Annotated in this window: 14 protein-coding genes; 10 read left to right on the top strand and 4 right to left on the bottom strand. The window is 73.3% G+C overall.

Annotation, left to right across the window (positions count from 1 at the left end):
* Nucleotides 1-92 precede the first annotated feature (92 nt).
* The 3 genes from WME98_RS22190 to WME98_RS22200 all read right to left on the bottom strand — a co-directional run bounded on the left by WME98_RS22190 (nt 93) and on the right by WME98_RS22200 (nt 5,887).
* A complete protein-coding gene (locus WME98_RS22190) occupies nt 93-1,664 on the bottom strand; it encodes a hypothetical protein (protein ID WP_437953087.1) in 1,572 nt (523 codons plus the stop codon).
* Nucleotides 1,661-4,522, bottom strand: coding sequence for a DUF4175 family protein (locus tag WME98_RS22195; protein ID WP_437953088.1), 2,862 nt, complete (start codon nt 4,520-4,522; stop codon nt 1,661-1,663). Before WME98_RS22195 ends, WME98_RS22190 begins: the two co-directional genes overlap by 4 nt.
* A 78-nt stretch (nt 4,523-4,600) precedes the next feature.
* Nucleotides 4,601-5,887 carry a GNAT family N-acetyltransferase gene (locus WME98_RS22200; protein WP_437953089.1) on the bottom strand — a complete coding sequence of 429 codons (1,287 nt, stop codon included), beginning with the start codon at nt 5,885-5,887 and terminating at the stop codon, nt 4,601-4,603.
* Between the two features lie 207 nt (nt 5,888-6,094).
* Here WME98_RS22200 and WME98_RS22205 point away from each other — a divergent pair, with 207 nt between their 5' ends.
* The 3 genes from WME98_RS22205 to WME98_RS22215 all read left to right on the top strand — a co-directional run bounded on the left by WME98_RS22205 (nt 6,095) and on the right by WME98_RS22215 (nt 11,247).
* On the top strand, nt 6,095-8,083 hold the full coding sequence (locus tag WME98_RS22205) for a DsbA family protein (protein ID WP_437953090.1): 1,989 nt from the start codon (nt 6,095-6,097) through the stop codon (nt 8,081-8,083).
* Between the two features lie 268 nt (nt 8,084-8,351).
* On the top strand, nt 8,352-9,788 hold the full coding sequence (locus WME98_RS22210; protein ID WP_437953091.1) for a DUF6882 domain-containing protein: 1,437 nt from the start codon (nt 8,352-8,354) through the stop codon (nt 9,786-9,788).
* Nucleotides 9,789-9,915: 127 nt separating this feature from the next.
* The gene (locus WME98_RS22215; protein ID WP_061621667.1) at nt 9,916-11,247 is read left to right on the top strand and encodes a phosphoribosyltransferase family protein; all 1,332 of its coding nucleotides are present in this window, start codon (nt 9,916-9,918) and stop codon (nt 11,245-11,247) included.
* A 10-nt stretch (nt 11,248-11,257) separates the two neighbouring features.
* Here the strand turns inward: WME98_RS22215 and WME98_RS22220 are convergent, their stop codons facing one another.
* Nucleotides 11,258-12,808 (bottom strand): hypothetical protein, encoded by a 1,551-nt coding sequence (locus WME98_RS22220; RefSeq protein WP_437953092.1) that lies wholly within the window; start codon nt 12,806-12,808, stop codon nt 11,258-11,260.
* 442 nt (nt 12,809-13,250) lie between these two features.
* Between WME98_RS22220 and WME98_RS22225 the strand changes: the two genes are divergently transcribed.
* From WME98_RS22225 to WME98_RS22255, 7 genes are all read left to right on the top strand, one after another.
* Nucleotides 13,251-14,546, top strand: a complete 1,296-nt coding sequence (locus WME98_RS22225) for a DUF1552 domain-containing protein (RefSeq protein WP_437334993.1) — start codon at nt 13,251-13,253, stop codon at nt 14,544-14,546.
* 59 nt (nt 14,547-14,605) lie between these two features.
* Nucleotides 14,606-17,026, top strand: a complete 2,421-nt coding sequence (locus tag WME98_RS22230; protein WP_437953093.1) for a DUF1592 domain-containing protein — start codon at nt 14,606-14,608, stop codon at nt 17,024-17,026.
* A 107-nt stretch (nt 17,027-17,133) separates the two neighbouring features.
* Complete coding sequence (locus WME98_RS22235) at nt 17,134-17,676, top strand: inorganic diphosphatase (protein WP_020742099.1); 543 nt, start codon at nt 17,134-17,136, stop codon at nt 17,674-17,676.
* Between the two features lie 623 nt (nt 17,677-18,299).
* Nucleotides 18,300-19,997, top strand: a complete 1,698-nt coding sequence (locus WME98_RS22240) for a DUF1592 domain-containing protein (protein ID WP_437953094.1) — start codon at nt 18,300-18,302, stop codon at nt 19,995-19,997.
* Between the two features lie 51 nt (nt 19,998-20,048).
* Nucleotides 20,049-21,377: a DUF1552 domain-containing protein gene (locus tag WME98_RS22245; RefSeq protein WP_437953095.1), complete on the top strand. Its 1,329-nt coding sequence runs from the start codon at nt 20,049-20,051 to the stop codon at nt 21,375-21,377.
* 133 nt (nt 21,378-21,510) lie between these two features.
* Nucleotides 21,511-22,800 (top strand): DUF1552 domain-containing protein, encoded by a 1,290-nt coding sequence (locus WME98_RS22250; RefSeq protein ID WP_437953096.1) that lies wholly within the window; start codon nt 21,511-21,513, stop codon nt 22,798-22,800.
* A gap of 163 nt (nt 22,801-22,963) precedes the next feature.
* Nucleotides 22,964-25,408 carry a methyltransferase domain-containing protein gene (locus tag WME98_RS22255; protein ID WP_437953097.1) on the top strand — a complete coding sequence of 815 codons (2,445 nt, stop codon included), beginning with the start codon at nt 22,964-22,966 and terminating at the stop codon, nt 25,406-25,408.
* Nucleotides 25,409-25,487 lie beyond the last annotated feature (79 nt).

The raw sequence follows: 25,487 nt of genomic DNA on the forward strand, positions 1-25,487 counted from the left end.
CGGAAGCCGGAGCGCGCGCGCTCGCGCAGAAACCGGTGAGCGCGCGCCATTGCGTCGAGCGGCGGCTTTTCCTCGCCTCCGCGGTCTTTTGATCAGCGCGCCCTGCGGCGCGCGGCCTCGCAGAGGGCCGACCGGGTGGGGTCGCTCGGGAGCTCCGGCGGCAGCTTCTCCTCGCAGGCCACCTCGGGGCTCAGCGGGTCGAGCGCGACGCCCGCCGAGAAGGCGCTGCCTCCGTCGGCGCCTCCGTGGAGCAGGCCGTGCAGCGACCACCACCGGCCGTGGCGGCTGTTCACGTCCTCCACCCGCTCGACCAGCGGGGCGGCGCTCGCCCGCTCGCCGGAGGCCAGCAGGGCGGCGGCGAGGAAGCAGCGCACCGCCGGCTCGTGCGGCGCGAGCGCCTGCGCGCGGGCGTGCTGGACCGCGGCGGCGGCGTGGTGGCCGCGATCGTGGAGCAGCTGCCCGAGCCGCACCCGCTTGGCGACCTCCTGCCGGTGCGGCATGTCCCCGCCCGGCGCGAGGTCGGGCGGCACGCTCGCCGGCACCGTGGCGAGGTAGGCGCGCCAGCGCTGGTCCCAGGCCGCGAGATCCGCGCCGGAGATGTCGGCGATCGCCCGCTCCAGATCCGCGTCGCTGCTCGCGTCCTTGAGCCGGCGCAAGAGCTCGGGCAGCGCCGTGTCGCCCGCCTCCCTCGTCCAGTACCGGATGAAGCTCGCGACCTCGGCGAACACGATCGCCGCCTCCTCCGCGCTCGGGAGCATCGCGATCGAGGGGCCGATCTTGTCGAGCGGGCGCCCGAGGCCCTTCTGGATGCCGACGAAGGCGACCGCGTCCGCGGACGGCACGTCGTCCAGCGGGTCGGGCTCGCGCCAGCGGACCTCCTCGCGCTTGGCCACGCCCTCCTGCAGCCACAGCGGGGCGTTGTCCCGCGTGCCGCGCGAGAGCGCGAGGTGCGTGATCTCGTGCGCGAGCGTGTCCAGCCAGGGGTAGCCGTTCGGCGTCGCGCGCGGCGAGAGCATCGTCACCCGCCCCCACTTGGCGATGGCGACGGTGCCCGTCGTCCGCGCCGCGTCCTCGGGCAGCCCGGTCATCGCGGAGAGCGTGAACTGATCGCGGACGAGATCGATCCGCAGCGGCCGGAGCAGCTCGACCCCGAGGTCCTTCGCGAGCACGTCGCGCGTCTTCGCGGCCACCTCGACGAGCAGCGGCACGAGCGCGCGATCGTCGTCGTCCTGGAGCCGCACCCACACGCCGCGCGCCTCGTCGTTCACGACGACCGTCGCGGCGGTGGCGCGGGCGCAGCCGCGCGCGATGTCGCCGAGCGCCGCGCCCTCCGCCGTCGCCGCGAGATCGGGGCGCGCGAGGATCGCCGCGGCGGCGTCGCAGTCGCCCTCGTAGATGGCGAGCCGGCCGCGCTCGAGCGCGAGCGCGAGATCGACGGGATCCGCGCCCTCGAGGATGCCCCGCGCCGCCGGGGCGTCGATCTCCAGGATCGCGGCCCGCGCCCGCGCCGCGCGATCGAGGTCGCCGACCGCGATGCGGCCGGACGCGGTCGCCGACACGGTCGCGAGCGCGGCGAGGACCACCGCCCGCAGGCCGCGCCTCGCGAGGGCCGTCGCCCCGCGCGGAGCCCTCGCCGGGGCCGCCGTAGCGCCGGCGCGCGTCATTTCAGGAGCCCCTCCGCGTAGCGCTTGACCGCCTCTCGCAGCCGCGGCTCCGAGGCGCTCCCGAGCCCCTCGAGGACGCGCCGGCGGAACTCCTCGGGGCCCTTGTGCTTGTCCTTGTCCGGGATGTCGGCCTTCCTCGCCATGTCCCTGTTCCCTTCCGACTCGGCGTCGCCGTCCTGGCTCTGGTCGTCGCTGCGCGACATCTCGAGCAGCCGCTGCGCGTCGCGCTGGCGCTCGTTGCCCTGCTCGCCTTCCCCCTCGGAGAGGGCGCGCTGGGCGTCGCGCATCGCCTGCTCGGCCTCCTCGAGGCGCTCGAGCATCTCCTCCGGCATGCGGCCGTCGCCCTGCTCGCCCCGCCTGCGCAGCTCGCGCGCGCGATCGGCGAGCGAGCCCTCGCGCTGGCTCGAGCGCGCGAGGCCCTCCCGCGCCCGCTCCGACGCCGCCTGCCGCAGCTGGCGCAGCGCCTCCTCGGCCCAGGCGAGCTCCCGGGCGAGCGCCTGCTGCGCCTCGCCCGCCTCGCGGCCGGCCCGCTCCTCGGGGAAGAAGCCGCCGCCCTGCGCGCCGAGCCGCTTCGCCTCGCCCAGCGAGCGCGCCGCGCCCTGGCCGCTCTCGACCGCCTCCTCGAGGCGGCCCTGCTCCAGCGCGCCGGCCATCGCCTCGGCCTGCTCCCTGCCGGCCGCCGCGGCGGACTCGGCCGAGCCCGGCGCCCCGCCGGGCCGCGGCAGCTCCTGCACCGCCTCGCGGATCGCCTCCGCGCGCCGCTTCGCCTCCTCGCGGAGCGCCGCGACGTCCTCGGGCCGCGAGGCGCGCATGAGCTCCTCGGCGACCGCGTTCGTCTCGGCGGCGTGATCGCGCGCGAGGTCCTCGAGCTCCCGCTCGCTCTGCGCGACGCTCTCGTCGGCGCGCGAGGCCTCTCCGGGATCGGGCCCGCCGCGCGGCGCCCCGGACTCCACCCCGCCGCGGCCGCCGCCGCCGAACGAGGGATCCGGCCGCCGGAGCCGCGCCGCGAGGTCGCGCGCCGCGAGCTCGGCGTGCGCCCAGTCGCCGGCGCCGCGGGCGCGCGCGACCCTGCGCAGGTCGCTCGCGACGATCTCGCCGAGATCGAGGCCGAGCTCGCCGAGCTTGCGCAGCTCGGCGCCCCCGCCGCCCAGCACCGTGACGGCCGCCTCGAGGCGGACCTCGCCGCCCTCGCGATCGCCGCCGCCTCGAAGGAGCTCGGCCGCGGCCGCGGCCTCGTCCGCGACGTCGGCGAGCCGCTGCGCGACGGCCCGGGCGTCCCGGACGCCGAGGCCCCGCAGGCCGGCGTCGAAGGCGAGCAGCACGCCCTCGGTCTCGTCGAGCAGCTTCTGGTGCGCCGCGCGGGTGGTCGTTTTGCGCTCGGCGCCGAGCGCCGCGTCGAGCCGGGCGAGCTGGCCGCGCGCGAGCGACGCGACGCGCCCCCGCACCCGGAGCCCGCCGTAGTCGGCGGAGAGCGCGCGCTCGACCTCCGCCTTCGCGGTCGCCTGCGCCTCGGCCTCGTGCGCGGCGTGCGCCGCGGCGCCGCCCGCCTCCGGCGTCTTCTGGCCGATGCGGTCCGCGAGCAGGTCGGTGAGGGCGTCGCGCGCCTTCGCGAGCGCGGCGTAGCGCCGCGCCTCGGGCTCGCCCACCTGCGGCGGGATGACCACGATCGCCTCGCTCCTGCCCCACTTCGGGCCCTCGATCGGATCGTTGTCGCGCGCCTCGATCCGCACCTCGACGGGCACGTACGTCCTGCGGAAGAACGGGTCGCGCGCCTTGAGCTCGTAGCCGCCGCGGTCGATCTTCGCGTCCCCCGCCGGCCGCGAGAGCACCCGCCGCTCCTCCTTCGCGCCGGCGCGCAGGACGAGGTCGACCTCGCGCAGGCCGTGATCGTCGGTGATCTCGTAGCGGAGCGGGATGCTGGGCTCGTCGAGGAGCCTGACCGTGCGCGGCGCGCCCTCGAGCGTGACGCGCGGCGCGTCGTCCGGGATCGACACGACGCGCTGCGCGTCGGCCTGCCGGACGCGGACCTGCCCGAAGCGCGCGGCCGCCTGGAGCGTCGTCGAGTCGCCGAGGGTCCAGTGGGCGATCACGCCGCCCTTGCCGTCGTCGACGAACGGGACCTCGGCGCCGCCGTCGGTCAGCACGAGCGCGCGCCCCGCCCGGACCGGGCGGCCGCGCACCGTGATCACGGTCCCCCGCGGCTGCATCGTCGTCGCGAACGGCAGGAGCACCTCGGCGCCCTCGTGCAGGTACTCGGGCGGCGTGGCCGTCATCTCGACCTCCTCGAGCCACAGCAGAGCGAGCGGCGCCTCGCCGCCGCGGGCGGCGAGGACGTCGAGCCCCTCGACGACGCGCGGCGGATCGATCGCGGCGGCCGCGAGCGCCGCCAGGCCGAGGCCGAGGCCCGCGCTCGCCCACCGCGCGGCCGACCGCTGCGCGCGCGCGAGGATGCGCGCCCGCGAGGCGCGGCCGAGCAGCCGCCGGAGGTGCAGGCCGGCGAGCTCCGGCGACCCGACCCGATCGTCGGCCGAGGCGCGATCCACGAGCGAGAGCGCCCGCAGGGTGGCCGCGCCGAGCGCCTCGTCCGTGCGACCGACGATCTCGCGCACGGTGCGCCGGGCGTCGCCGCGCCGCCGCCGCGCGACGACGACCCGCGCGACGATCGCCGCGAGCAGCAGCGCGAGGCCGGCGCCGGCGAGCCCGCGGGCGAGCGGGGAGCCCACGCGCGCCACGTGCGCCGCGCCGAACAGCCCCGCGAAGGCCGCGGCGGTGAGCGCGCGCCGCGCGGAGGGATCCACCTCCGCGTCCCAGATGGAGCGCAGCCGCGCGATGGACAGGGCCGGCGCCTCGTTATCCATGGAGAGGCAAGGGTAACCGGCGGCAGCAGGTGGTCCAGCGGATCGGTGGGATCCTCCGGGGGGCGGGCGCCCGGGCGGTCAGACGTCGAGCTCGCCGTCGGTCATGAACCAGCTGTCCGGGTCGAGGAGCACGCGCCGCAGCTCGTCCGGGAAGCTCGGGTCGAGGTGTACGATGAGCCACCGCGAGCCCACGTTCGGGGGGTGGGGGCGCGAGAAGAAGCCGAGCGCCCGCAGGCGCGCGCTGAACGCGGGCGGCGTCACGAGGAGCATCCCCACGGAGACGTGCCCCTCGCGCCGCATCGCCCGGCAGAACTCGAGGAGCAGTGCGTCGAGCAGGGGGCCGCTGTCCTCGCAGAACACGTCGGTCATCTCGACCTTGTTGTTCCGCACCGAGTAGACGGCGTAGCCGAGCAGCCGCCCGTCGTGCCTGTCGAGCATGCAGAAGAAGCGGTACCGGACGTTGCCGAGCTGCGCGTAGCGCCAGTTCAGGAACTGGGCGCTCCGCTCGCCGGCGATCGGCGACGGCTTCGCCCGCGACCACAGGTCGTCGAAGCGGTGGTCGGCGGCGTCCACGAGCTCGGTGCGCACGCGGCTCCCCCGCGCGAGCAGCGCCGCGGCGTCCCGGAGCGCCATCGAGGTGTCGACGGCGCGCCCGGCGGCGCGCACCAGGGCGTTGTCCGGCTTCACCGTCGCCCGCTGCACGGCGCGCTCGGCGGCCGTCGACAGCGCCCGCGTCAGGGGGGCGGGCGGGGCGCCCGGCGCCGCCGGCTCCCAGAGCGCGCGCCAGCGGGGGTGGGGGACCGCCGACGCGGCCCGCTCGGCGACCCGCTGCACCACCGCGGTGACGATGCTCTGCTGATCGCCGGCCGACGAGGCCGCGAGCTCGTTCAGCTTGTACGCGGCCATGAGGGGCCGCACCCAGATGGTGGAGTCCGCGATCTTCTTGTAGCCGGCGCGCTGGAAGATCGGGAACGAGGCCTTGTTGGGGAAGCCGAACAGGAAGTCGACCCCGGCGTCGCGGCAGCCCTTCGCGAGCTCGCGCTGGATGCTCATGGCGGCCCCGGCGATGCGGTGCGCCTTGGTCACGCCGAAATCGCCGAGGACGCCGGCCTTGAGCTTCCGCCCGCTGACGTAGACGTCGCGCGGGTAAAACGAGCCGCTGCCGATGATCTCCCGCGCCGGGCCGTGAAAGCCCATCCAGGTCCGCGGGGGGCCGGCCGGGTTCTGCTCCTGGAACCAGCGCATCCGCCGCTCCACGAAATCCTGCGAGACCTCGCCGTGGGCGAGGTTCTCTTTCCAGAGCTGCGCGAGGACGTCCCTGTGCGCGTCCGGCTGGACGCGGGCGGCGCTGTAGACCTTCTCCATGGCTTCCGGTGCGCTCTCCTGGCGCGGCAGAGCGGCGCGCCGGGCCCGTCATGGCCGAAGGCCGCGAGGGCGTCAATCGTGCCTGGCCCGGCCGCATCCGCGCGCTTCGCCGCTCCCGGGGCGACGCGCGGACGCATTCCGCGCCGGGCGCAGCGAGGCCGCGCGGCGACGGCCGGCGTCATCGCGGAACGCGAGTACACTCGCGCGATGCTCCGCCGCGCCCTCGCCGCCGTCGCCTGGCTCTCGCTGATCTTCGCCCTGGCCTGCAGCTCCGCGCTCCCGCCGTCCGCCCCGGGCGCGTCGCAGCCGGCGAAGGCCGCGCAGCCGCCGGGCGCGGCCGCGCGGTCTGCGACGCGCCCGACGCTCGATGAGCTCATGGTCGCGGAGGGCGAGCCAGGTCCGGTGCCGGTGACCCGCGCCGATCCGGCGCGCGGCAGCCGGCTCGCGCCCGTGACGATCGTCGTGTTCTCCGATTTCGAGTGCCCCTTCTGCAAGCACCTGGGCGGCACGCTGCGGCAGCTGGAGCGGAGCTACGGCCCGGAGCAGCTGCGGATCGTGTGGAAGAACTTCCCGCTCGCCTTCCACAAGCAGGCCCGCCCGAGCGCCGAGGCGGCGATGGCGGTGTTCGCGCACGCCGGCCCCAGCGCGTTCTGGGCGTTTCACGACGCCATCTTCGGGGCGGACGAGCGGCTCTCGCCGGAGCTCGAAGCGACGGCGCTCCGGCGCGCGGGGGTGACGCCGGGCCAGGTCGAGCAGCTCGTCGAGCGGAGCGGGGCGGCGCGCAAGGTCGACGCCGACATGGCGCTCGCCGCGCGGCTCGGCGTGGACGGCACGCCGGCTTCGTTCATCAACGGCGTCCTGCTCGTCGGCGCGCAGCCGGCGGAGCGGTTCGCCGAGATCATCGACGCGCAGCTCGCCGCGGCGCGCGCGCTCCGCGCCGCGGGGACGCCGCCGGAGCAGATCTACGCGGCGCTCGCGGCGAAGAACTTCGCGGCGCCCGCCGCGGATCCCGAGGAGGCGGCGGAGGAGGAAGAGCGCCGGGTGGTGCACCTCGTGCCGGTCGGCGACTCGCCCGTGCGCGGCAAGGACACGGCGCTCGTCACGATGGTGCTGTTCAGCGACTACCAGTGCCCGTTCTGCAGGCGGGTGACGCCGACGGTCGAGAAGCTCGCGGCGCAGTACGGCGACAAGCTGCGCGTCGTCTGGAAGGACAACCCGCTCCCGTTCCACCCCCGCGCCGAGCCCGCGGCGGAGCTCGCGCGGGAGGCGCGGGCCCAGAAGGGGGACGCCGCCTTCTGGCGGGCGAACGACCGCCTCCTCGCGCCCGAGGCCGGCCTCGACGACGCGGCGCTCGAGGCCCTCGCCGCCGAGCTCCAGCTGAACGTAGCGGCGGCGAAGCGCGCCGTCGCCTCGCGCAAGCATGCGGCCGCGATCGAGGCCGACATGGAGCTCGCCGACGATCTCGGCGCCGCGGGGACGCCGCACTTCTTCATCAACGGGCGCAGGCTGGTCGGCGCGCAGCCGATCGAGGAGTTCCAGGCGCTCATCGACGAGGAGCTCGCCAAGGCGGAGGCCATGGTCGTGGCGGGGACGCCGCGCGCGAAGGTCTACGAGGCCATCCAGAAGCAGGCTGTCCCGCCGGCGCTCCCGCCGAAGGTGTCGGTGCCGCCGCCGCCCAAGGGTCACCCCGCCAAGGGGGCGGCCGCCGGCAAGGTGGTCATCCAGATGTTCTCCGACTTCCAGTGTCCTTTCTGCGCGCGCAGCGCCGCCACGATGGATGAGCTCCTCAAGGCGTTCCCGGGCAAGGTCCGCGTGGTCTTTCGCCACCTGCCGCTCCCCTTCCACCCCGAAGCGCAGCTGGCCGCCGAAGCGGCCATGGAGGCGCTCGCGCAGCAGGGGCAGGCCGGCTTCTGGAAGATGCACGATCGGCTCTTCAAGGCCCATGACGCCGCGAACCTCGATCGCCCTGCCCTGGAGCAGCACGCCGCGAGCATCGGGCTCAACGCGGCGCGCTTCGCCCGAGCCCTCGACGAGCGCACCCACCGTGCCGCCGTCGAGGCCGACGCGGAGGCCGCGCGGAGCGCCGGCATCACCGGGACTCCGGGGTTCGTGATCAACGGTTACCTGGTCAGCGGAGCCCAACCGCTCAGGAAATTCAAGAAGGTCGTGCGCCGGGCCCTCAGCGAGGCGAACTGAACGCGAGCGACGCAAATACAGGCAGCTGGGCGCAACAAACGCAACAAACGCAACAAGACGGGCCCTGAACGCAAACGCACCTGCGCTGAAGGCGGCGTGAGCGCGCGGGGCCGGGGAGGTGCGAGCTCGGGTGATGGGCGCCGCGACGGAGCGCTCGATTGCGGGCTCCCGGGCGCGGCGCTCGGTGGACCGCCTTTCCGTTCGACATGCGCGTTTCTCGGGGCGCGTCTGTCGGTATCGCCCGCCGGGCTCGTGATACGCTGTCCCAATGCCCAAACCGCGCGGTCGAAGGACATCGGCCGAACCCAGGCGCACCGTCAAGGCATCGAGCGGGCGCGCGCGCGCGCAGCCTCGTGACAAGGCGGGCCAGCGCGGCGTCGCCGAGGCGGGCTCGCCGGCCGCGCTCCGCGACAGGCACGAGCGGCCGGCGGCCAGCGCGCGAGCGACGCCCGGGAAGGCGAAGGCAGCCGCCGCGCGGTCGGCCGCGCCGGCGAAGCGATCGGCCACGTCGCGGAAGGTCGGCACGACGGAGCGCGCGGCGGCGCCGAGGAAGGGCGCCGCGACGGAGCGCTCGTCGGCGCGGAAGGGCGCCGCGACGGAGCGCTCGTCGGCGAGGAAGGGCGCCGCGACGGAGCGCTCGTCGGCGAGGAAGGGCGCCGCGACGGAGCGCTCGTCGGCGCGGAAAGGCGCCGCGACGGAGCGCTCGTCGGCGAGGAAGGGCGCCGCGACGGAGCGCTCGTCGGCGAGGAAGGGCGCCGCGACGGAGCGGCCGGCGGCGCCGAGGCTCCGCCCCGCGAGGGCGCGCGCCGACGAGCACGCCCGGGCGACGCCGCCGAAGCGGCGACCTCGCAGCGAAAAGCCCGCGAGCGAGGCGGACGACACGGAGCTCTCGCCGCCCCGGCCGCCGGAGCTCGACTGGGACGACACGCCGTCCGACAGCGCCGAGGAGGCGCTCGCCCAGCGCTGGGCGGCGCGGGGCGAGGCGCTCTTCCAGCAGCTCGCCGAGCACGGCGCCTCGCAGCACGAGCACCGCGCCGACCTCAAGGACGGGCGCTTCGTCTGGATCGCGCCGGGCGGCCGCGTCTCCGCCGAGGCGAGGGCGCGCCTCCTGTGCAGCTGGTCGCGCACCACGTCGGTCGTGGTCATGGCGTGGGCGGATCCGCTCGTCAGCAGCGCGGGCGTCGAGCGCATCGACGGGATGCCCGCGGAGCAGGACAGCGTCGACGAGGAGGGCGCCTGGCAGGTCGCGATGAGGGCGGCCGACGCCTGCGGCGCGGCGTACCTCTACCGCGTGTCCTCGCCGCAGGCCTGGTACTTCGTCGCGCTCGACGATCTCACGTTCTCGCCGAAGCGCGCCTCGTTCCACCCCGGCGCGCCGGTCGGCCTGGTGCTGCGCGCCATCGGCGAGGTCCGCGAGGCGATCGCGTCGCGCGCCGAGCCCGCCGACGTCATCCGCGACAGGATCTCCGCGCTCAGCGACTCGCTGTTCCACCAGGCCAGGTACGCCTACCGCGACACCGACTGGGTCGCGCGCCTCGATCGGACCGGCTCGTGCCTGATGCACCTCGCCAAGCGCATCCCGCGCGCGTGCTTCAGCGCGGTCGCGGCCGGCCAGCGCGTCGACGAGTGGCTCGATCGCGAGCTCGCGATCGAGCTGATCAACGCGCTGTCGCTCATCGAGGACGAGTGGAGCCTGTTCGGCTGACGGTCCGCCGCGGCGCGCCGCGCGGTTGAGCCCGCGCCGGCGCGGCCCCCCGCCGCGCGCCGCGCGCGGCACCGCTCTTGAAAGATCGACACGATCCAAAAGGGAGCGGTGGTGAGGGGAGGCGGCGATGGGTCGAGCGAAGCTGTTCCAGGATCGCAGGGACGCCGGGCGCAGGCTCGGGCAGCTGCTCTCGGGGTACAGGAGCGAGGCGCCGCTCGTCCTCGCCCTGCCCCGCGGCGGCGTCGAGGTGGGCTACGAGGTGGCGCGTGCCCTGGGCGCGCCGCTCGATGTGTGGATCGTGCGCAAGCTCGGCGCGCCCGGGCAGCCGGAGCTCGGCGTGGGCGCGATCTCCGAGGGGGGCGAGGTGTACATCGACCGGAGCCTCGTCGCGGCGCTCGGCATCGCCGACGCGGAGCTCGCCGACATCGCGGAGCAGCAGGCCGCCGAGGTGGAGCGCGGGGTGCGGCGGTTCCGGGGCGACAGGCCGATGCCCCGCGTCGAGGGGCGGACGGTCATCGTCGTGGACGACGGCATCGCGACCGGCGGCACGGTGCGGGCCGCGCTGCGCGACCTGCGCAGGCGCTCGCCGAGGCGGATCGTGCTCGCGGCGCCGGTCGCCGCGCCATCGAGCCTGTCGTCGCTCGCCCGCGAGGTCGACTCCATCGCCTGCATCGAGGAGGACCCCGGCCTCCAGGCGATCGGCGCCTACTACGAGGACTTCTCGCAGACCTCCGACGACCTGGTCGCCTGGCTCCTCGCCGAGGCGCGGCGCGAGCTGCCGCCGCCGGAGGGCGCGGAGCGGCCGCTCCTCGTCCAGGCGGGCGCGGCGGCGCTGCCCGGGGATCTCGCGATCCCGGAGCGCGCGATCGGCCTCGTGCTCTTCGCCCACGGCAGCGGCAGCAGCCGCAGGAGCCCTCGCAACCGCTCGGTCGCGGAGGCGCTCTGGCGGTGGGGGCTGGCCACGCTGCTGTTCGATCTGCTCACCGAGGAGGAGGCCGCCGAAGATCGCCGGAGCGCTCGCCTCCGCTTCGACATCGACCTGCTCGCCCGGCGGCTGCTCGGGGTGACGGACTGGGCGCTCGCGCGCCCCGAGCTCCGTCACCTCGGCGTCGGCTACTTCGGCGCCAGCACCGGCGCGGCGGCCGCGCTCGTCGCCGCGGCGGCGCGGCCTCGCGTCGTGGGCGCCGTCGTGTCGCGCGGCGGCAGGCCGGATCTCGCGGGCGCGGCCCTGACCCGGGTGCGGGCGCCGACGCTGCTCATCGTCGGCAGCGCGGACACTACGGTGCTGGCGCTGAACCAGGGCGCGCTCGAGCGCCTCGCCGGCCCGCGCCGCCTCGCCGTGGTGCCCTCCGCGACGCACCTGTTCGAGGAGCCGGGCGCGCTCGCGGCGGTCGCCCGGCTCGCGGGGGAGTGGTTCGCGCAGCACCTGTCCCCGAGGGGCGACGAGGCGCGGGCGTGATACGCCGCGATCACCTCGAGAGCCAGACCGTGTACGCGTGCGGCATGAACGGCGCGTCGTCGGGGTCGAACGGGCGGCTCCGGATCATGCTCCCCGCGTTGACGCCCACGATGAGCAGCCCCGCGAGGCCGTCGAGCCCGACCACGGTGCGCTGCGCGCGGCTCTCGCCGAAGATGCCGGCCACCTCGACGCGGCCGGCCTCGGCGCCCTGCCGGTCGACCTTCACGATCGCCCAGCGGAACAGCGCGGGCAGCTCCCAGTCGGCCACGAGGGTGATCTCGGCCGCCTCGAGGTCCGGCCCGCCGGCCGCGCCCTCCGCGGCGAGATCGAGCCAGAGGTAGGTGGCGCCGGTCGGCTCGATCGGGCGCAGGGGCGCGACCCGCCGCGGGAGCGTCGCGTAGGGCAGCGACCACTCGAAGCGCACCCGGCCGAAGTCGCCGAAGCGCTCCACGTCGGACAGGTGGGCGCCGTCGCTGCGGCTGCCCACGAACGCCCGCGCGATCGCGAACTCGAGGAGCAGGTCGTCGAGGTCCTTGCCGCGGGACCGGAGCGACGCCCGGAGCGCGTCGAACGTGTCGGGCTCGGCGCGGAAGCGCGCCGCGCCGCCGGGCGTGGGCTGCGCCGCGATGGCGAGCAGCGACATCGCGACCTGCGCCGGCGTCCCGGTGCCGTAGGCGTCGTCGAGGTACCACGGGAAGAGCAGGGCGCCGTCGAGGGCGCCGAGCGCCGCGCCCGTGAGCGCCCGCTCGGGCGCGCGCTGGAAGGCGTCGATCGCGGCGAGCTCCTCGGCCGGGCAGGGCGCCGCGATCGCCGCGAGGTAGCTCGCCGTCATGGCGAGCGCGCCCTCCTCGGCCCCGGCGTCGAGGCGCGTCGCGACGGCGTGGCCGAGCGCGTACGCCGCGTCGGACGCGCTCGAGCACCCGCCCCGCCCCGGCGCCGCGATGATGGCGAACGCGCTCGCGGCGTCGAACCGCTCGCCGATCGCCCTGAGGTCGTGCCCGACGCGCGCCGGGCGGCGCGGGCCGCGCTCCAGGTAGAGGTCGTACGCCGGGCTGCCGCCGCGCGCCCCGTCGGGGAGCGGCCGCGGCAGGCCGAGCGCGTCGTAGGCGCGCATCGCGGCCTCGAGGTCGGCGATGCTCTCCAGGAGGGCGCTGCCGGGGACGCCCGCGGGCGCGTGCGCGCAGACGGGCAGCGCGAAGGAGCAGGCGCGCTGCGGGGCATCGCGCTCGTCGGGGCGCTGGACCGGCGAGACCACGGGGCGGCCCTCGGCCGGCGGCTCGGCGGCCTCATCGGCGGGCGCGCCGGGCTGCGCGCCCGGGGCGGGCGGCGGCGGACCGGCCGGCGCCGCGTCCGGCGCGCGCGCCGCCGCGGCGGGGGGGCCGCCGAGGGCGGCGGCCAGCGCGAGCAGCGCGAGCGCGCAGGCCGCCTTGCGCCGCGGCCGGCGCGGCGAGGGCGCGCGCTCCCGTCGCCCGGGTGGGGCGTGCGCGGGGCACGGTCTCGACTGCTCTTGGCGTCCTGGCGGTCTTCGCTCTGTGTGACTGGATCGGACACGCACGAACATCGCTGCATCGTCGTATTCTCCAGGCGAGGAGATGTCGAGCGGCCGAGGTACAAAGGATGCCAGGAGGATAAAATTGTGGCTTCTCCTCGCGTTCCTGGCGTCCTCCTGATGCAGCGTGAATGTGCCAGGCATCACCAGCGGCGCTGAGACCCCTTAAGGCATTTCCGGACGCCCGCGGCACGTGCCTTGAATATCCGCCGCTGAATGAGGGCCTGCGTCGCGCGTTTCGCGGATGAGCCCGTGCTGTGCCGCAGAGGCTCACGCATTGTGCTGAATGTGCGCCGAACTCGTTCCGGTTCAGGATCATCCTCCAAATCGACTGGATCTCGCGCCCAGAACCGCTCCGGGTTCAGGCGACATGTGGCACCCTCGCGAGCGCGATGAATTCGAGTGCTCAGGCGCCGATCGCCTCGCGGGCACGGCCTCTGCAAAGCACGCTCGCATGAACCGCATATCCCGACGTCGCTTCGCCGCCGGCCTGGGCGCTGGTCTCCTCGCCGCTCCGTTCCTCGGGAGGATCAGCCAGCTTCGCGCCGACGGTGGTACTGCGCGCAACCTCGTCATCTTTTTCTCCCCCAACGGGACTCATCATCACCTCTGGCGTCCGACGGGCTCCGGATCGAGCTTCTCTTTCCCTGCGGGCTCGATCCTCGAGCCGCTCGCTGCGCACAAGTCCGATCTCATCATCTGCGACGGCATCGACTTCAAGGGCGTCGACAACCATGAGCCCGGCATGATCAACATGCTCACGGGCGGCGGGAACGCCGGCAGCGCGAGCCGCGGCCAGAGCGTCGATTGGTACGTCGCCCAGGAGCTCGGCGTCCGGCCGGTCAACCTCGGCATCTACACGAGCCCGTGGGGGACCGGCGCCCAGACCCGCATGTCCTACAGCGCGGCGGGGCAGTTCGCGCCCGTGATCGACGAGCCGCGGACCGCCTACAACCAGATCTTCGACGGCTTCACCGGCAACGGCGGCTCGACCGGAACCGGAGGTGGCGAGATCGATCCGAAGATGAAGCGCCGGCAGAGCATCCTGCGCGTCACGAACGGCGAGATGGAGGCGCTGCGCGCCGGCGTGCCCGCGCGCGAGCAGGCGAAGCTCGACGCGCACATCGACGGCCTCAAGCAGATCGCGCCCGGCGCGAGCACCGGCGCCGGCCCCGTCGCGGCGAGCTGCGGCACGGCGCCCCCGCCGCCGCCCTCGTTCAACCCGACCGACGAGGACGCCGTGCCCGACATCGCCGTCGCGCAGATGGACCTCGTCGCCGCGGCGCTCGCCTGCGGCCGGACCCGCGTCGCGACCGTCCAGTTCTCTCACACGGTCTCGCCGCTGCACCTCCGGTGGCTCGGCCTCTCCAGCCAGGATCATCACTCGCTCTCGCACGCGAGCTCGGGGGAGGACGTCGACAGGTTCCGCATCGCGGAGCGGTGGTTCGCCGAGCAGTTCGCTTATCTCCTCAAGAAGCTGAAGTCGACCGCCGGCTCCGGCGGCGGCACCCTGCTCGACGAGACGCTGGTCGTGTGGGCCAAGGAGCTCGGCGACGCGCCGCTGCACCGGTGCGAGTCGGTCCCGTTCGTCCTCGCCGGCGGGGGAGCCTTCACGCCCGGCCGCTACATCAAGTTCGGCGGCGCTCCCCACCAGCAGCTCCTGGTCTCCATCTGCCAGGCCATGGGCCTCAGCAACAGCACCTTCGGCGACGCCTCGAAGGGCACCGGCCCGCTGGACGGGCTCGCGTGACGCGCGGTCGTCCGCACGTCCGTCCACTCAAAGCACTTGGGATTACGAGGAACAAGCTTATGAACACACACGCGAAGGGACCCTTCGACACGGCGGACGCGCCCGTCTCCCGGCCCCCGCCGGCGAGCGACCCCCCGCGGCGCCGGCGGACTCCGCGCCTCGGCTACGCGCTCCTGCTCTCGTGCGCCGCGCTGGGCGCCGCGGGCGCCGGCTGCAACGGCATGTTCGGAGGCGGCGACGAGACGAACGGCGGAGACGACACGGGCTCGCTGGACTCGGGGTGCGCCGACAACATCGAGTTCTTCAAGGCGAACCTCTGGGACCCGATCATGTCCTCGAAGTGCACCGTCTGCCACACCGCGAGCGGGCTCGCGAAGGGGACCCGCATGGTGTTCGACACCTCGGGCACCGACGAGGCGCTGCAGGCCAACTTCGAGGCGGTGCGCGCCATGGCCGCGCTCGAGGTGAACGGCGAGTCGACGCTCCTCCTGCGCCCCTCCGGACGGCACCCCGACGGCCACGCCGGCGGCGCGCTCATCCCGTTCCAGAGCGAGGAATACCAGTCCTTCGAGAAGTTCGTGAACCGCGTCAACCTGGGCGAGGGGTGCGAGGACCAGCCGACGGCCTGCGAGCCCAACATGGTGTCCGGGCGGCGCGTCCTGCGCCGGCTGTCGCGCGTCGAGTTCGACAGGACCGTGGCCGACCTCCTCGGCGTCGACACGACCGGCTACATCCTCCCGACCGACGCGAACGTCGAGGGGTTCGACAACAACGCCGACGCGCTCCTCTACGCCGGGGCCGACGTCCAGCTCATGCGGAACGCCGCCGAGGACATCGCCGCCAAGGTGGCCGCGGCGCCCGGGTCGCTCGTCCCCTGTCCGATCGAGACCGGAGACGACGCGTGCGCGACCGAGTTCTTCGAGGGCTTCGGGCGCCGCGCCTTCCGCCGGCCGCTCACGCAAGAGGACCGGTCCCGGTACATGGAGCTCTACCGCGGCGTGAAGGCCGACGAGGGCTTCGCCGGGGGCGTCCAGGCGATGATCGCCGCCGTGCTCCAGTCTCCGTACTTCCTCTATCGCCCGGAGCTCGGCGTGGCCGCGCAGGACGGCACTTACCAGCTCCTGCCGCACGAGATCGCGTCTCAGCTCTCCTACATGATCTGGAGCTCGATGCCGGACGACGAGCTGCTCAGCAAGGCGGAGTCGGGCGAGCTCGCGACGCCGGCGGCCATCTCCGCCGAGGTCGAGCGGATGATGCAGGATCCGCGGGCCGACGCCGGCGTCCTCAGGTTCTTCAGGACATGGCTCCAGCTCAGCGCCAAGCCGTCGAAGGACATGACCGCGTACCCGGAGTACACCGAGGAGATCCGGCAGGCGATCGAGAAGGAGACGGCGGCCTTCGTGCACCACCTCCTCCAGGATGGCTCCGGCTCGCTGGGCGAGATGTACACCGCGAACTACTCCTACGTGACCCCGGAGCTCGCGTCGTTCTACGGGCTCCCGGCGCCGGGCGGGGCCGCGGATCAGTACGGCACGACGCGCGTCGACCTCACCGGGTCGAACCGGATGGGCATCCTCACGCTCGGCAGCGTCCTCAGCACCCACGCGCACGCCGGCGAGTCGTCTCCGGTGCACCGCGGCAAGTTCGTGCGCGAGCAGCTCCTCTGCCAGCCGCTGCCGCCGCCGCCCGCGGGGCTCGACGTCAAGCCGCCCCAGCCCGATCCCACGAAGTCGACCCGCGAGCGGTTCTTCGAGCACTCGAACAACGAGGCGTGCGGCAGCTGCCACTCGCTCATCGACGGGATCGGCTTCGGCTTCGAGCACTTCGACGGCGTCGGCCGCTACCGCGACACCGACGACGGGCACCCGGTCGACGCGAGCGGCAACATCGTGGGGGCGGAGGGCACGAGCGGCCCGTTCGACGGCACCGGAGAGCTCGCCCAGAAGCTCGCGGAGAGCCCCGACGCGCAGGCGTGCTTCACCCTCCAGTGGCTCCGCTTCGGCTTCGGCGCCATGGACCAGGCCGAGCTCTCCTGCATGGCGGACCAGATCACCGGCCAGCTCGGGCCCGAGGACCTCACGGTCGCGGGCGTCATCAAGGCGATCGCGCAGTCGCCGCGCTTCACGAGGCGCCTCGCCGAGGCGGCGACGCAGCCGGATCCGTCGGAGGATCCCGGCGGCGGCGAGGAGGAGCCGTCGGGCACCGACAACGATCCGCCGCCCGTGAACTCGGACTTCGACGTCAAGGAGACCGTGGACACGGTGTGGGACGGCGGCGGCTGCAAGTCGGTCGACGTCACCAACGTGGGCGACGCGCCGGCGACCTGGGTGATCACCCTGCAGACCGACGGCACGCCCACCGACGTGTGGAACGCCGTGGCCGAGGCGGGCAACGCGGGCGTGAAGTTCTCCGGCATGAGCTACAACGCCGAGCTCCTGCCGGGGGCGTCCGCGCGCTTCGGGTTCTGCTGGCGGGAGTGAGCCGCGGCGTGGCGCGCGCCACGTCGCGCGCCAATTTGCCTGGAATTCTGCTATCCTGCGCGCCCCTCGTCCACACCCAGGGCGGGGCGAAAGCCCAGGACGCCTCAATGACCCATCCGCTTCACGACATCCTGCTCCCCGACAGCCGGCACGACTTCTTTCCCGTGGTGATCGAGATCCCCAAGGGGTCGAAGTGCAAGTACGAGCTCGACAAGAAGACCGGGCTCTTGATGCTCGATCGCGTGCTCTACTCGTCCGTTCATTATCCGGCCAATTACGGCTTCATCCCCCAGACGCACGCGGGCGACGGCGACCCGCTCGACGTCCTCGTCCTCATGCAGGAGCCGGTCGTGCCGCTCACGATCGTGAGGGCGCGCGCCATCGGCGGCTTCTTCATGCGCGACGACAAGGGCGTCGACGACAAGATCATCGCCGTCGCCGTCGACGACCCCTCCGTGGCCCATTACCTGACCCACGAGGAGCTGCCCCCGCATGTGACCAAGGAGCTCATGCGGTTCTTCATCGACTACAAGACGCTCGAGAACAAGCTCGCCGAGGTCGAGACGATGTACGACAGGAACCGCGCCCTGGAGGTCATCGAGGAGTCCGTCGCCAGCTATCGCTCGATCAGCGCCTGGTCCAAGGGCTGACGCGGCCGGGGTGGGGGCCCGGCCACCGATGAGCATGGATGGATCGCGACCGGGGTGGATCACGCTTCCTGGACTTTCCCGCGTCCACCCCAGCGAAACCTCCGAAAAAATCCAGAAATTGGCCCAGGACCCCGGGTTGGCATCGAGGGACGACGCGGCACAGGGGTTGCAGTTCATCTCGCCGTGGATCGCTTTTCGACACTCACGGGAAATGGCCAGCTCGCCCTGCGGCTGGCCGCGGGACCCGAGGTCGAGGCGCGCCTGGCGATCCAGCGGCTCCGGGTCGGCTCTGGGTTGGCGAGCCGGCCGAGCTCGCCCGCATGGCGCACGACAGCGTGAATCGGCTCGACGCTCTGCGTCGAGCGAGACTCCCTCTCTGGAGAGCGAACTCGGTCCTGTGACGATCCTGTGAACGATGAGGCCTGCGGAGACAGGTAGAAGCGCTGAATCAACCAACCGACGAATCGAGTCAGGGCACGTGGAAAGCACGTGAGCTCGTGAGTTATCAAGGCGACACCGCTTGATCGGGGCTTGACAACATGAGAGACATCAGCTTTTCTCAAGCAATGATGAGCACGCTTAAGAGCTTGGTTTCGGCGAAGGCGTGTCGCCGCTATTCCGCAGTGGCACTGCTCCTCGCCGGCCCGCTCGGTTGCTTGGGCAATCTGGGCAATGTCGACGGCACGCCCTCCGAGGACGATCCGAGCGATACTCCGGGCGATCAGCCGCCGATCGACGAGCCGCCGCCGCAGCCCCACGACATCCCCAAGGTGTCGGAGTGCGAGGTCGCGGACCTGAGCACCCCCGGCCCGCGCACGGTGCGGCGCCTGACGGTGGACCAGTTCGAGGCCACCGTGCGCGATCTCTTCCGGGATCCGAGCGTCACCCTGCCGAGCATCTTCAACGATCCGCAGGTGCTCGGGTTCACGGCCGACGCGAACGCGCTCGTGATCCGCGACCTGACCGCCCAGCAGATCATGGACTGGGCCGAGGCGACCGCGGACTGGGCGGTGACGAACAAGCTCGACACCCTCACCTCGGCCACCTGCCGGACGACCGACGCGGCCTGCCGCGGCCAGTTCATCCGCGACTTCGCCCGCCGCGCGTTCCGCGAGCCGCTCCCGGAGGACCGCTTCCCGTCCTACGACGGCCTGTTCGCGGCGGAGACGACGTTCGAGGACGGCGCCAAGGTGGTCGTGAGCGCCATGCTGCAGTCGCCGTACTTCCTGTACCGCCACGAGATCGGCAGGGAGGCCGGCGGCGGCGTCTACGAGCTCACCCCGCACGAGATCGCGAGCAACCTCTCGTACCTCTTGACCGGGACCATGCCGGACGCGGCGCTGCTGCAGGCCGCCGACGAGGCCGCCGCCGCGGGCACCACGCTGAGCAGCGAGCTGATCGCCCAGCACGCGCAGCGTATCCTGGAAGACCCGGCGACCCGGCCGCTCGCCGAGGCGGAGATGATGCGGTTCATGCGCGGCTGGCTCCAGCTGAACCGCCTGGTCACCGCGGTGAAGGACAACACGGCCTTCAGCCTCAGCGACGATCTGCGCAGGGACATGATGTCCGAGACGCAGGCGCTCATCGTGGACACCGCGTTCAACCTGAACGGCACCTTCGCCAACCTCTTGCAGGCGGACTACACGTTCATCAACAGCAGCCTGGCCACGCACTACGGCCTCGGCGGCGCCGGCGGCACCGAGCTCACCCGGGTGACGCTCGCCCCTGGGCAGCGCGATCGCGGCATCCTGGCCCACGGCAGCTTCCTGACCGGGCACGGCGGCGCGAAGCTGTCCTCGCCGACCCAGCGCGGCAAGATGGTCCGCACGCGCCTGCTCTGCCAGCCGCTCGCGCCCCCGCCGCCCGGCGTCGATCCGAACATCAAGCCCCTGGGGACGCCGGCGACCACGCGCCAGATGGTCGAGCAGCACACCAGCATTGAGGTCTGCAGCTCCTGCCACAAGCTCACGGACCCGATCGGCGTCGGCTTCGAGCACTACGACACGCTCGGCCGGTGGCGGAACGACGAGAACGGGATCCCCGTCGACGTGACCGGGATGATCGTCGAGCCGCCTTCCGGGGAAGACTTCAATTTCAACGGCGTGACCGAGCTGACCGACTACCTCGCGGCGAGCGACGACGTCAAGGCGTGCATGGTCCGTTACTGGTCGTACTACGCGTTCGGCGACACCTGGGAGCAGGACGGCTGCACGTACGAGAAGGTCCAGCAGGAGGCGTCGGCCGACGAGTACCGCCTGAAGAGCGTGTGGCTCGCGCTGACGCGCACGCCGCACTTCACCCGCAGAGTTCAAGGTCCGTGACCCCACGGCTGCAAACAAAGAAGAGATCGGTAGCAAGTGAAAGGATCGGTCATGCGCAGCCACAGTCGTAGGAACTTCCTTAAGGGTGTTGGGGCCAGCCTCGGGGCTAGCCTGCTGTTCTCGCCCTTCTATGACTCCATCGCCAACGCGGCTCCCGGGAAGAAGCCGAAGCGGCTCCTGATCTTCTTCACCATGGGGACGGCCCCCGAGGTCTGGAAGCCGAAGAGCGTCTCGGGGGAGACCCCCACGTTCAGCGAGGCCACCTCGCCGCTGGAGGAGGTGAAGGAGCACATCGTGATGCTGGACGGCCTCCCCAGCGCGAGCCCCGGCAACAACCACGGGTCCGCCGACGGCCTCACCGGGATGGGCTACTTCAGCAACGGCCCCTACGGGCTCATCTCGGTCGACCAGTACATCGTCGAGAAGCTGAAGGGCGCCGGGCTCGCGACCCCCATCCCCTCGCTCCTGCTCGGCGCCGACACGAGCGGCGGCAAGACGGGGTTCTACAAGAACACCAACCTGGTGCCGATCGGCTCGCCGATGTCCGCCTACTCGACCGTGTTCTCGGGGGTGACCCCGTCGAACCCGACGAACCCGAACCAACCCGACCCCGCCGCCGAGGCTCGGCTGCGCCGGCGCATGAGCATCCTCGACAACCTCAAGGGCGAGATCACGGCGCTCAAGGGGAACCTGGGCCAGGAGCAGAAGTACAAGCTGGATCTGCACCTCGAGTCGCTCCGCCAGATCGAGAACCGGCTCTCGGGCTCGATGACCGGCGGGCCCGGCGGGCCCACCGGCGGCGGCTGCTCCGTCCCGACGAGCCCCTCGGGCGACATGTCGAACCCGATGAAGGCCAACCAGCTTCACCTCGACATCATCGTGGGCGCCTTCGCGTGCGACATCACGCGCGTCGCGGCGATCCAGTGGGGCTCGGATCAGATGATGAACGTCAACCTGCCGGAGATCGGCCTGGCGGACGAGGAGCACAACGGCCTGATCCACGGCAACGACCCCGGCCACGTGAAGCTGATCAAGCTCGAGAAGTGGCTGCACGAGCAGTTCGTCGGCGTCATCAAGAAGCTGAAGGAGCTGCCCGAGGCCGACGGCTCCGGCTCGCTCCTCGACAACACGCTGATCGCCTGGTGCCGCGACATGGGCGACGCGCCGGCGCACACCCAGAACGAGATGAAGTTCGTCCTGGCGAGCGGCACCGGCGGCTACCTGAAGACCGCGCCTGGCGGCCGCTTCATCAAGAGCCAGGAGCGGCACGAGCGCGTGCTGCTCAGCCTGTGCGACGCGATGGGCGTCACGGACTACTCCGGCTTCGGCGATCCGGCCCTGGGGGCGAAGTCGCCGCTCCCGGGCCTGGCGGCTACCTGAGAGCACGGGGCGCGAGCCCCCCCGCCGCGACAGGCGCGCCCCCACGCGCCTGTCGCGGCGGTCTCCGGACCGCGCGCTTCACGCGGCACGGCTGCAAGCTGCAAGGAAATCGGTAGCGAGCGAAAGGTCGTTCATGCGCAGCCTTCATCGTCGAGCTTTTCTTCAAGGCCTGGGCGCCAGCGTCGGGGCCAGCTTCCTGTTCACGCCGTTCCTCGACTCCATCGCCCACGCGGCGCCCGGGAAGAAGCCGAAGCGGCTGCTCCTGTTCTGCACGATGGGGACCGCGCCCCAGATCTGGAAGCCCACGAGCGTCTCCGGCGAGACCCCGACGTTCAGCGAGTCCACGTCGCCGCTCGCGGACGTGAAGCAGCACGTCGTGCTCGTGGACGGCCTCCCCAGCGGCAACCCCGGGAACAACCACGGCGCCCCCGACGGCCTCACCGGGCTCGGCTTCAGCGACCCCGCCAGGCTGATCTCCGTCGATCAGTACATCGCGGACAAGCTGATCGCCGCCGGGACGAAGACGACCATCCCCTCGCTCCTGCTCGGGGCCGAGAGCACGGTGAGCGGCGGCAAGTCGCCGTACTACCGCAAGGACAACCTGCCGACGATCGCGTCCCCGAAGTCCGCCTACTCCACCCTGTTCGGCTCGGCGATCCCGGCGAACACCACCTCGGACGAGGTGCTGCGCCGCCGCAGGAGCGTGCTCGACAACCTGAAGAACGAGATCAAGGCGCTCGAGGGGAACCTCGGCGCCGAGCAGAAGTACAAGCTCGGGCTGCACCTCGATTCGATCCGGCAGATCGAGGAGCGGCTGTCGAACGCGTCGTCCGGCGGAGGCGGCGCCTGCACCGCGCCGACGGCGCCGAGCGGCGATCCGAGCAACCCGCTGGAGGCCAACCTCCTGCACATGGATCTCATCGTCGGCGCGTTCGCGTGCGACATCACGCGGGTCGCCGCGATCCAGTGGGGCTCGGATCAGGCCATGAACGTCGAGCTGGCGGACATCGGGCTGCGGGGCGAGGAGCACGGCTCGATGATCCACACCGGCGCTCCGGCGCACCTCGACCTGATCAAGCTGGAGAAGTGGCTGGCGCAGCGGTTCGTCGATCTCATCAACAAGCTGAAGGCGATCCCCGAGGCCGACGGCTCCGGGACGCTCCTCGACAACACGCTGATCGCCTGGTGCCGCGACATGGGCGACTCGCCGAACCACAACCAGAACGAGATGAAGTTCGTCCTGGCGAGCGGCGAGGGCGGTTATCTGAAGACGAGCCCCGGCGGGCGCTACGTGCGCAGCTCCGAGCGGCACGAGCGCGTGCTGCTCAGCCTCTGCGACGCGATGGGCGTCACGGACTTCAGCGGCTTCGGCGATCCGAACCTGCCGGCCAAGTCGCCGCTCCCGGGCCTCGCGGCCACCTGAGGCGGCCGGCGCGCGGCGCCCCGGCGCGGGCGCCGCCGCCATCACGCGACCGCGCCGGCGGTGACCGCGCCGGCGGTGACCGCGCCGGCGGTGACCGCGCCGGCGGTGACCGCGCCGGCGGTGCGGTCTTTCCGCGCCCCGCGCCCGGCGTACACTCGTGGCCATGACGACGAGCGCGGCGGCGGGGTACGAGGCGGATCAACGGCGAGACGACCTGTCCGCGTACGCGCGGTACCTGTCGGCGATGGACGCGTCGATGCGCCAGAAGGTCGCGCTCACGGCCGCGCACCTCCTGTGCGAGGGCCGCGTCGCCGACATGGGCATGGGCTCGGGGCAGGGCAGCGCCGCGCTGGCGCTGCTCTACCCGCGCCTCGAGGTGATCGGCGTCGACATCGATCCCACGGTCATCGAGCTCGCGCGCCGCGCTCACCGGCGCCCGAACCTCAGCTTCCAGCTGGGCGACATCGCCACGGCGGTCTTCCCGCCCGAGAGCCTCGACGGGATCTTCGACTCGTCGGTGCTGCACCACGTGACCTCGTACGGCGGCTATCGCCACGCGAACGCCGCGGACGCGCTCTCGGCGCAGGTGGAGCAGCTCGCGCCGGGCGGCGTGCTGGTGGTGCGGGACTTCGTCGACCCGGGGCCGCAGCCGGTGCTGCTCGACGTGCCCGCCGACGACGGCGACGGCGGCCCCGACCCCCGCAGCGCCTCGACCGCGGCGCTGCTCGAGCGGTTCGCCGGCGAGTTTCGCGCGCTGTCGCCCGAGCCCGGGTTCCCGCTGGAGCGGCTCTCCCCCGGGCCGTCCGGCGCGCTTCCCGCGCCGCGCCCCGGGTGGCGGCGGTATCGGCTCGCCCACAAGCACGCGGTCGAGTTCGTGTTGCGGAAGGATTACCGCGTCGACTGGGAAGCCGAGGTCAAGGAGGAGTACACCTATTTCTCGCAAGCGCAGTTCGAGGCCCTCTTCGCCCGGCTCGGCCTGCGCGTGCTGTCGTCCACGCCGCTGCGCAACCCGTGGATCGTGCGCAACCGGTTCGCCGGCCGCTTCGAGCTGCGGGACGCCGCGGGCGCGCGGCTGCCGTATCCGCCCACGAACTACCTCATCGTCGGCGAGAAGGTGAAGGCCGGTCAGGGGGTCGCGTTCCGGCTCTGTCCGGCGGAGGGCCCTCCACGGTTCCTGCGGATCGAGCACCACCAGGATCGCGCCACCGGCCGGGTGTTCGACCTGGCGGCGCGGCCCCACCCCACGCTGGACATCGTGCCGTTCTTCTTCGCCGGCGAGACGGCGTACGTGCTGGCGAGGACGAGCTACCCGCGTCCGATCGCGCGCGCCTGCCGCGAGGAGACGCCCCCCCTCGACGGCAGCGGCCCGGCCGACTACCTGGCCGAGCCGATCGCGGTCGTGCAGACCGAGCTCCCGGTCGGCCACACGGTCGAGCGGGCGCTCGGGCGCGCGGCCGGCGTGCGGGCGGAGGCGATCCAGCGGATGATCCCGGGGACGACGTACTACCCGTCGCCCGGCGGCATCCTCGAAGAGGTGCGCTCGATGCTCGTGGAGGTCGAGCCCTCGTTCGTGAACGCGCCTTCCGAGGACGTCTCCGGGTTCGGCACCTCGGGCCGCATCCGCGCGATCGAGGCGCGCCAGCTGCTGCGCGCCGCGCAGGTCGGCGGCCTGCCCGACGCGCGGCTCGAGCTGAACGTCTACGACCTGCTGGCGCGCTTCGGATTGTCGTTCGGGCCGTGGATCGGCGACGACATCGCGCTCCCCGAGGGCCCCTCCGCGCCGCCCGGAGCGGGCGCGGCAGGCGCCGCGCTCGCGAGCGCGGGCGGCGGCGCGGTGGCCGTCGTGGAGCCGACGTCGCTGCGCGCCCTGCTCGAGCGCCCGAGCCGCCGGCGGTACGCGCGGGTGGATCCGAGCGCCAGCACCGGGTTCCTCGAGGTGCGGCGGGCGCGCTTCGAGGAGCTGGCCGATGGCGGCGCCGTGGTGGCCGCGCGCGAGCTCGAGTACGTGGTGCCGCGGCCGCTCGGCGCGCTGACCGTCTCGACCGCGCTGCTCGCGCGCGCGCCGTCGGGAGAGGTGGTGCTCGGCGTGGACGACCACGACCTGCCCGCCGCCCAGAGCTTCTCGGGCAACAGCGAGCTCCTTGTCGCGCCGGCGTGGCGGCTGCCGCGGAGCGCGCGTACCCTCGCGGAGGCGGAGGCGTTCGTGCGGGCGCGGCTCCTTGTCGAGTACGGCGTTGACGCGGGCGAGGCCGTCGAGCTCGGAGGCGCCTACCGCCCCTCGGCGGGGCTGACGCCGGAGCTGGTCCATCCCATCGCCTTCGTGGTCACCGGGGTGGCCGCGGAGGCGCCGCGTGCCTCGTCGGCCGCCACGTCCCCGTCGGCAGCCACGTCGCCCTTGGCAGCCACGTCCCCGTCGGCAGCCGCGTCCCCGTCGGGCGCCGCGCCCACGGCCGCGCCGGTGTCCGCTCCGCCTCGGCGGCTTCACTGGGTGCCGCTGACCGCGCTGGTCGCGGGGCGGGAGCACCTGCCCGACGGTCATCTGCGGGTCGTGGCCCTGCGCGCGGCCCACGCGCTCGGCGCCGCCGTCTCGCCGCCGCGCCCGCAGTGATGGATTCCTCGCTGCCGAGCGGGTGAGCCGACGGCGGCCACGCATCGGGTGCTCTCATCACGATATTTCGGGGAGCTAC

The sequence above is a fragment of the Sorangium sp. So ce296 genome, from assembly GCF_051529605.1.
Taxonomy (GTDB): domain Bacteria; phylum Myxococcota_A; class Polyangia; order Polyangiales; family Polyangiaceae; genus Sorangium; species Sorangium cellulosum_D.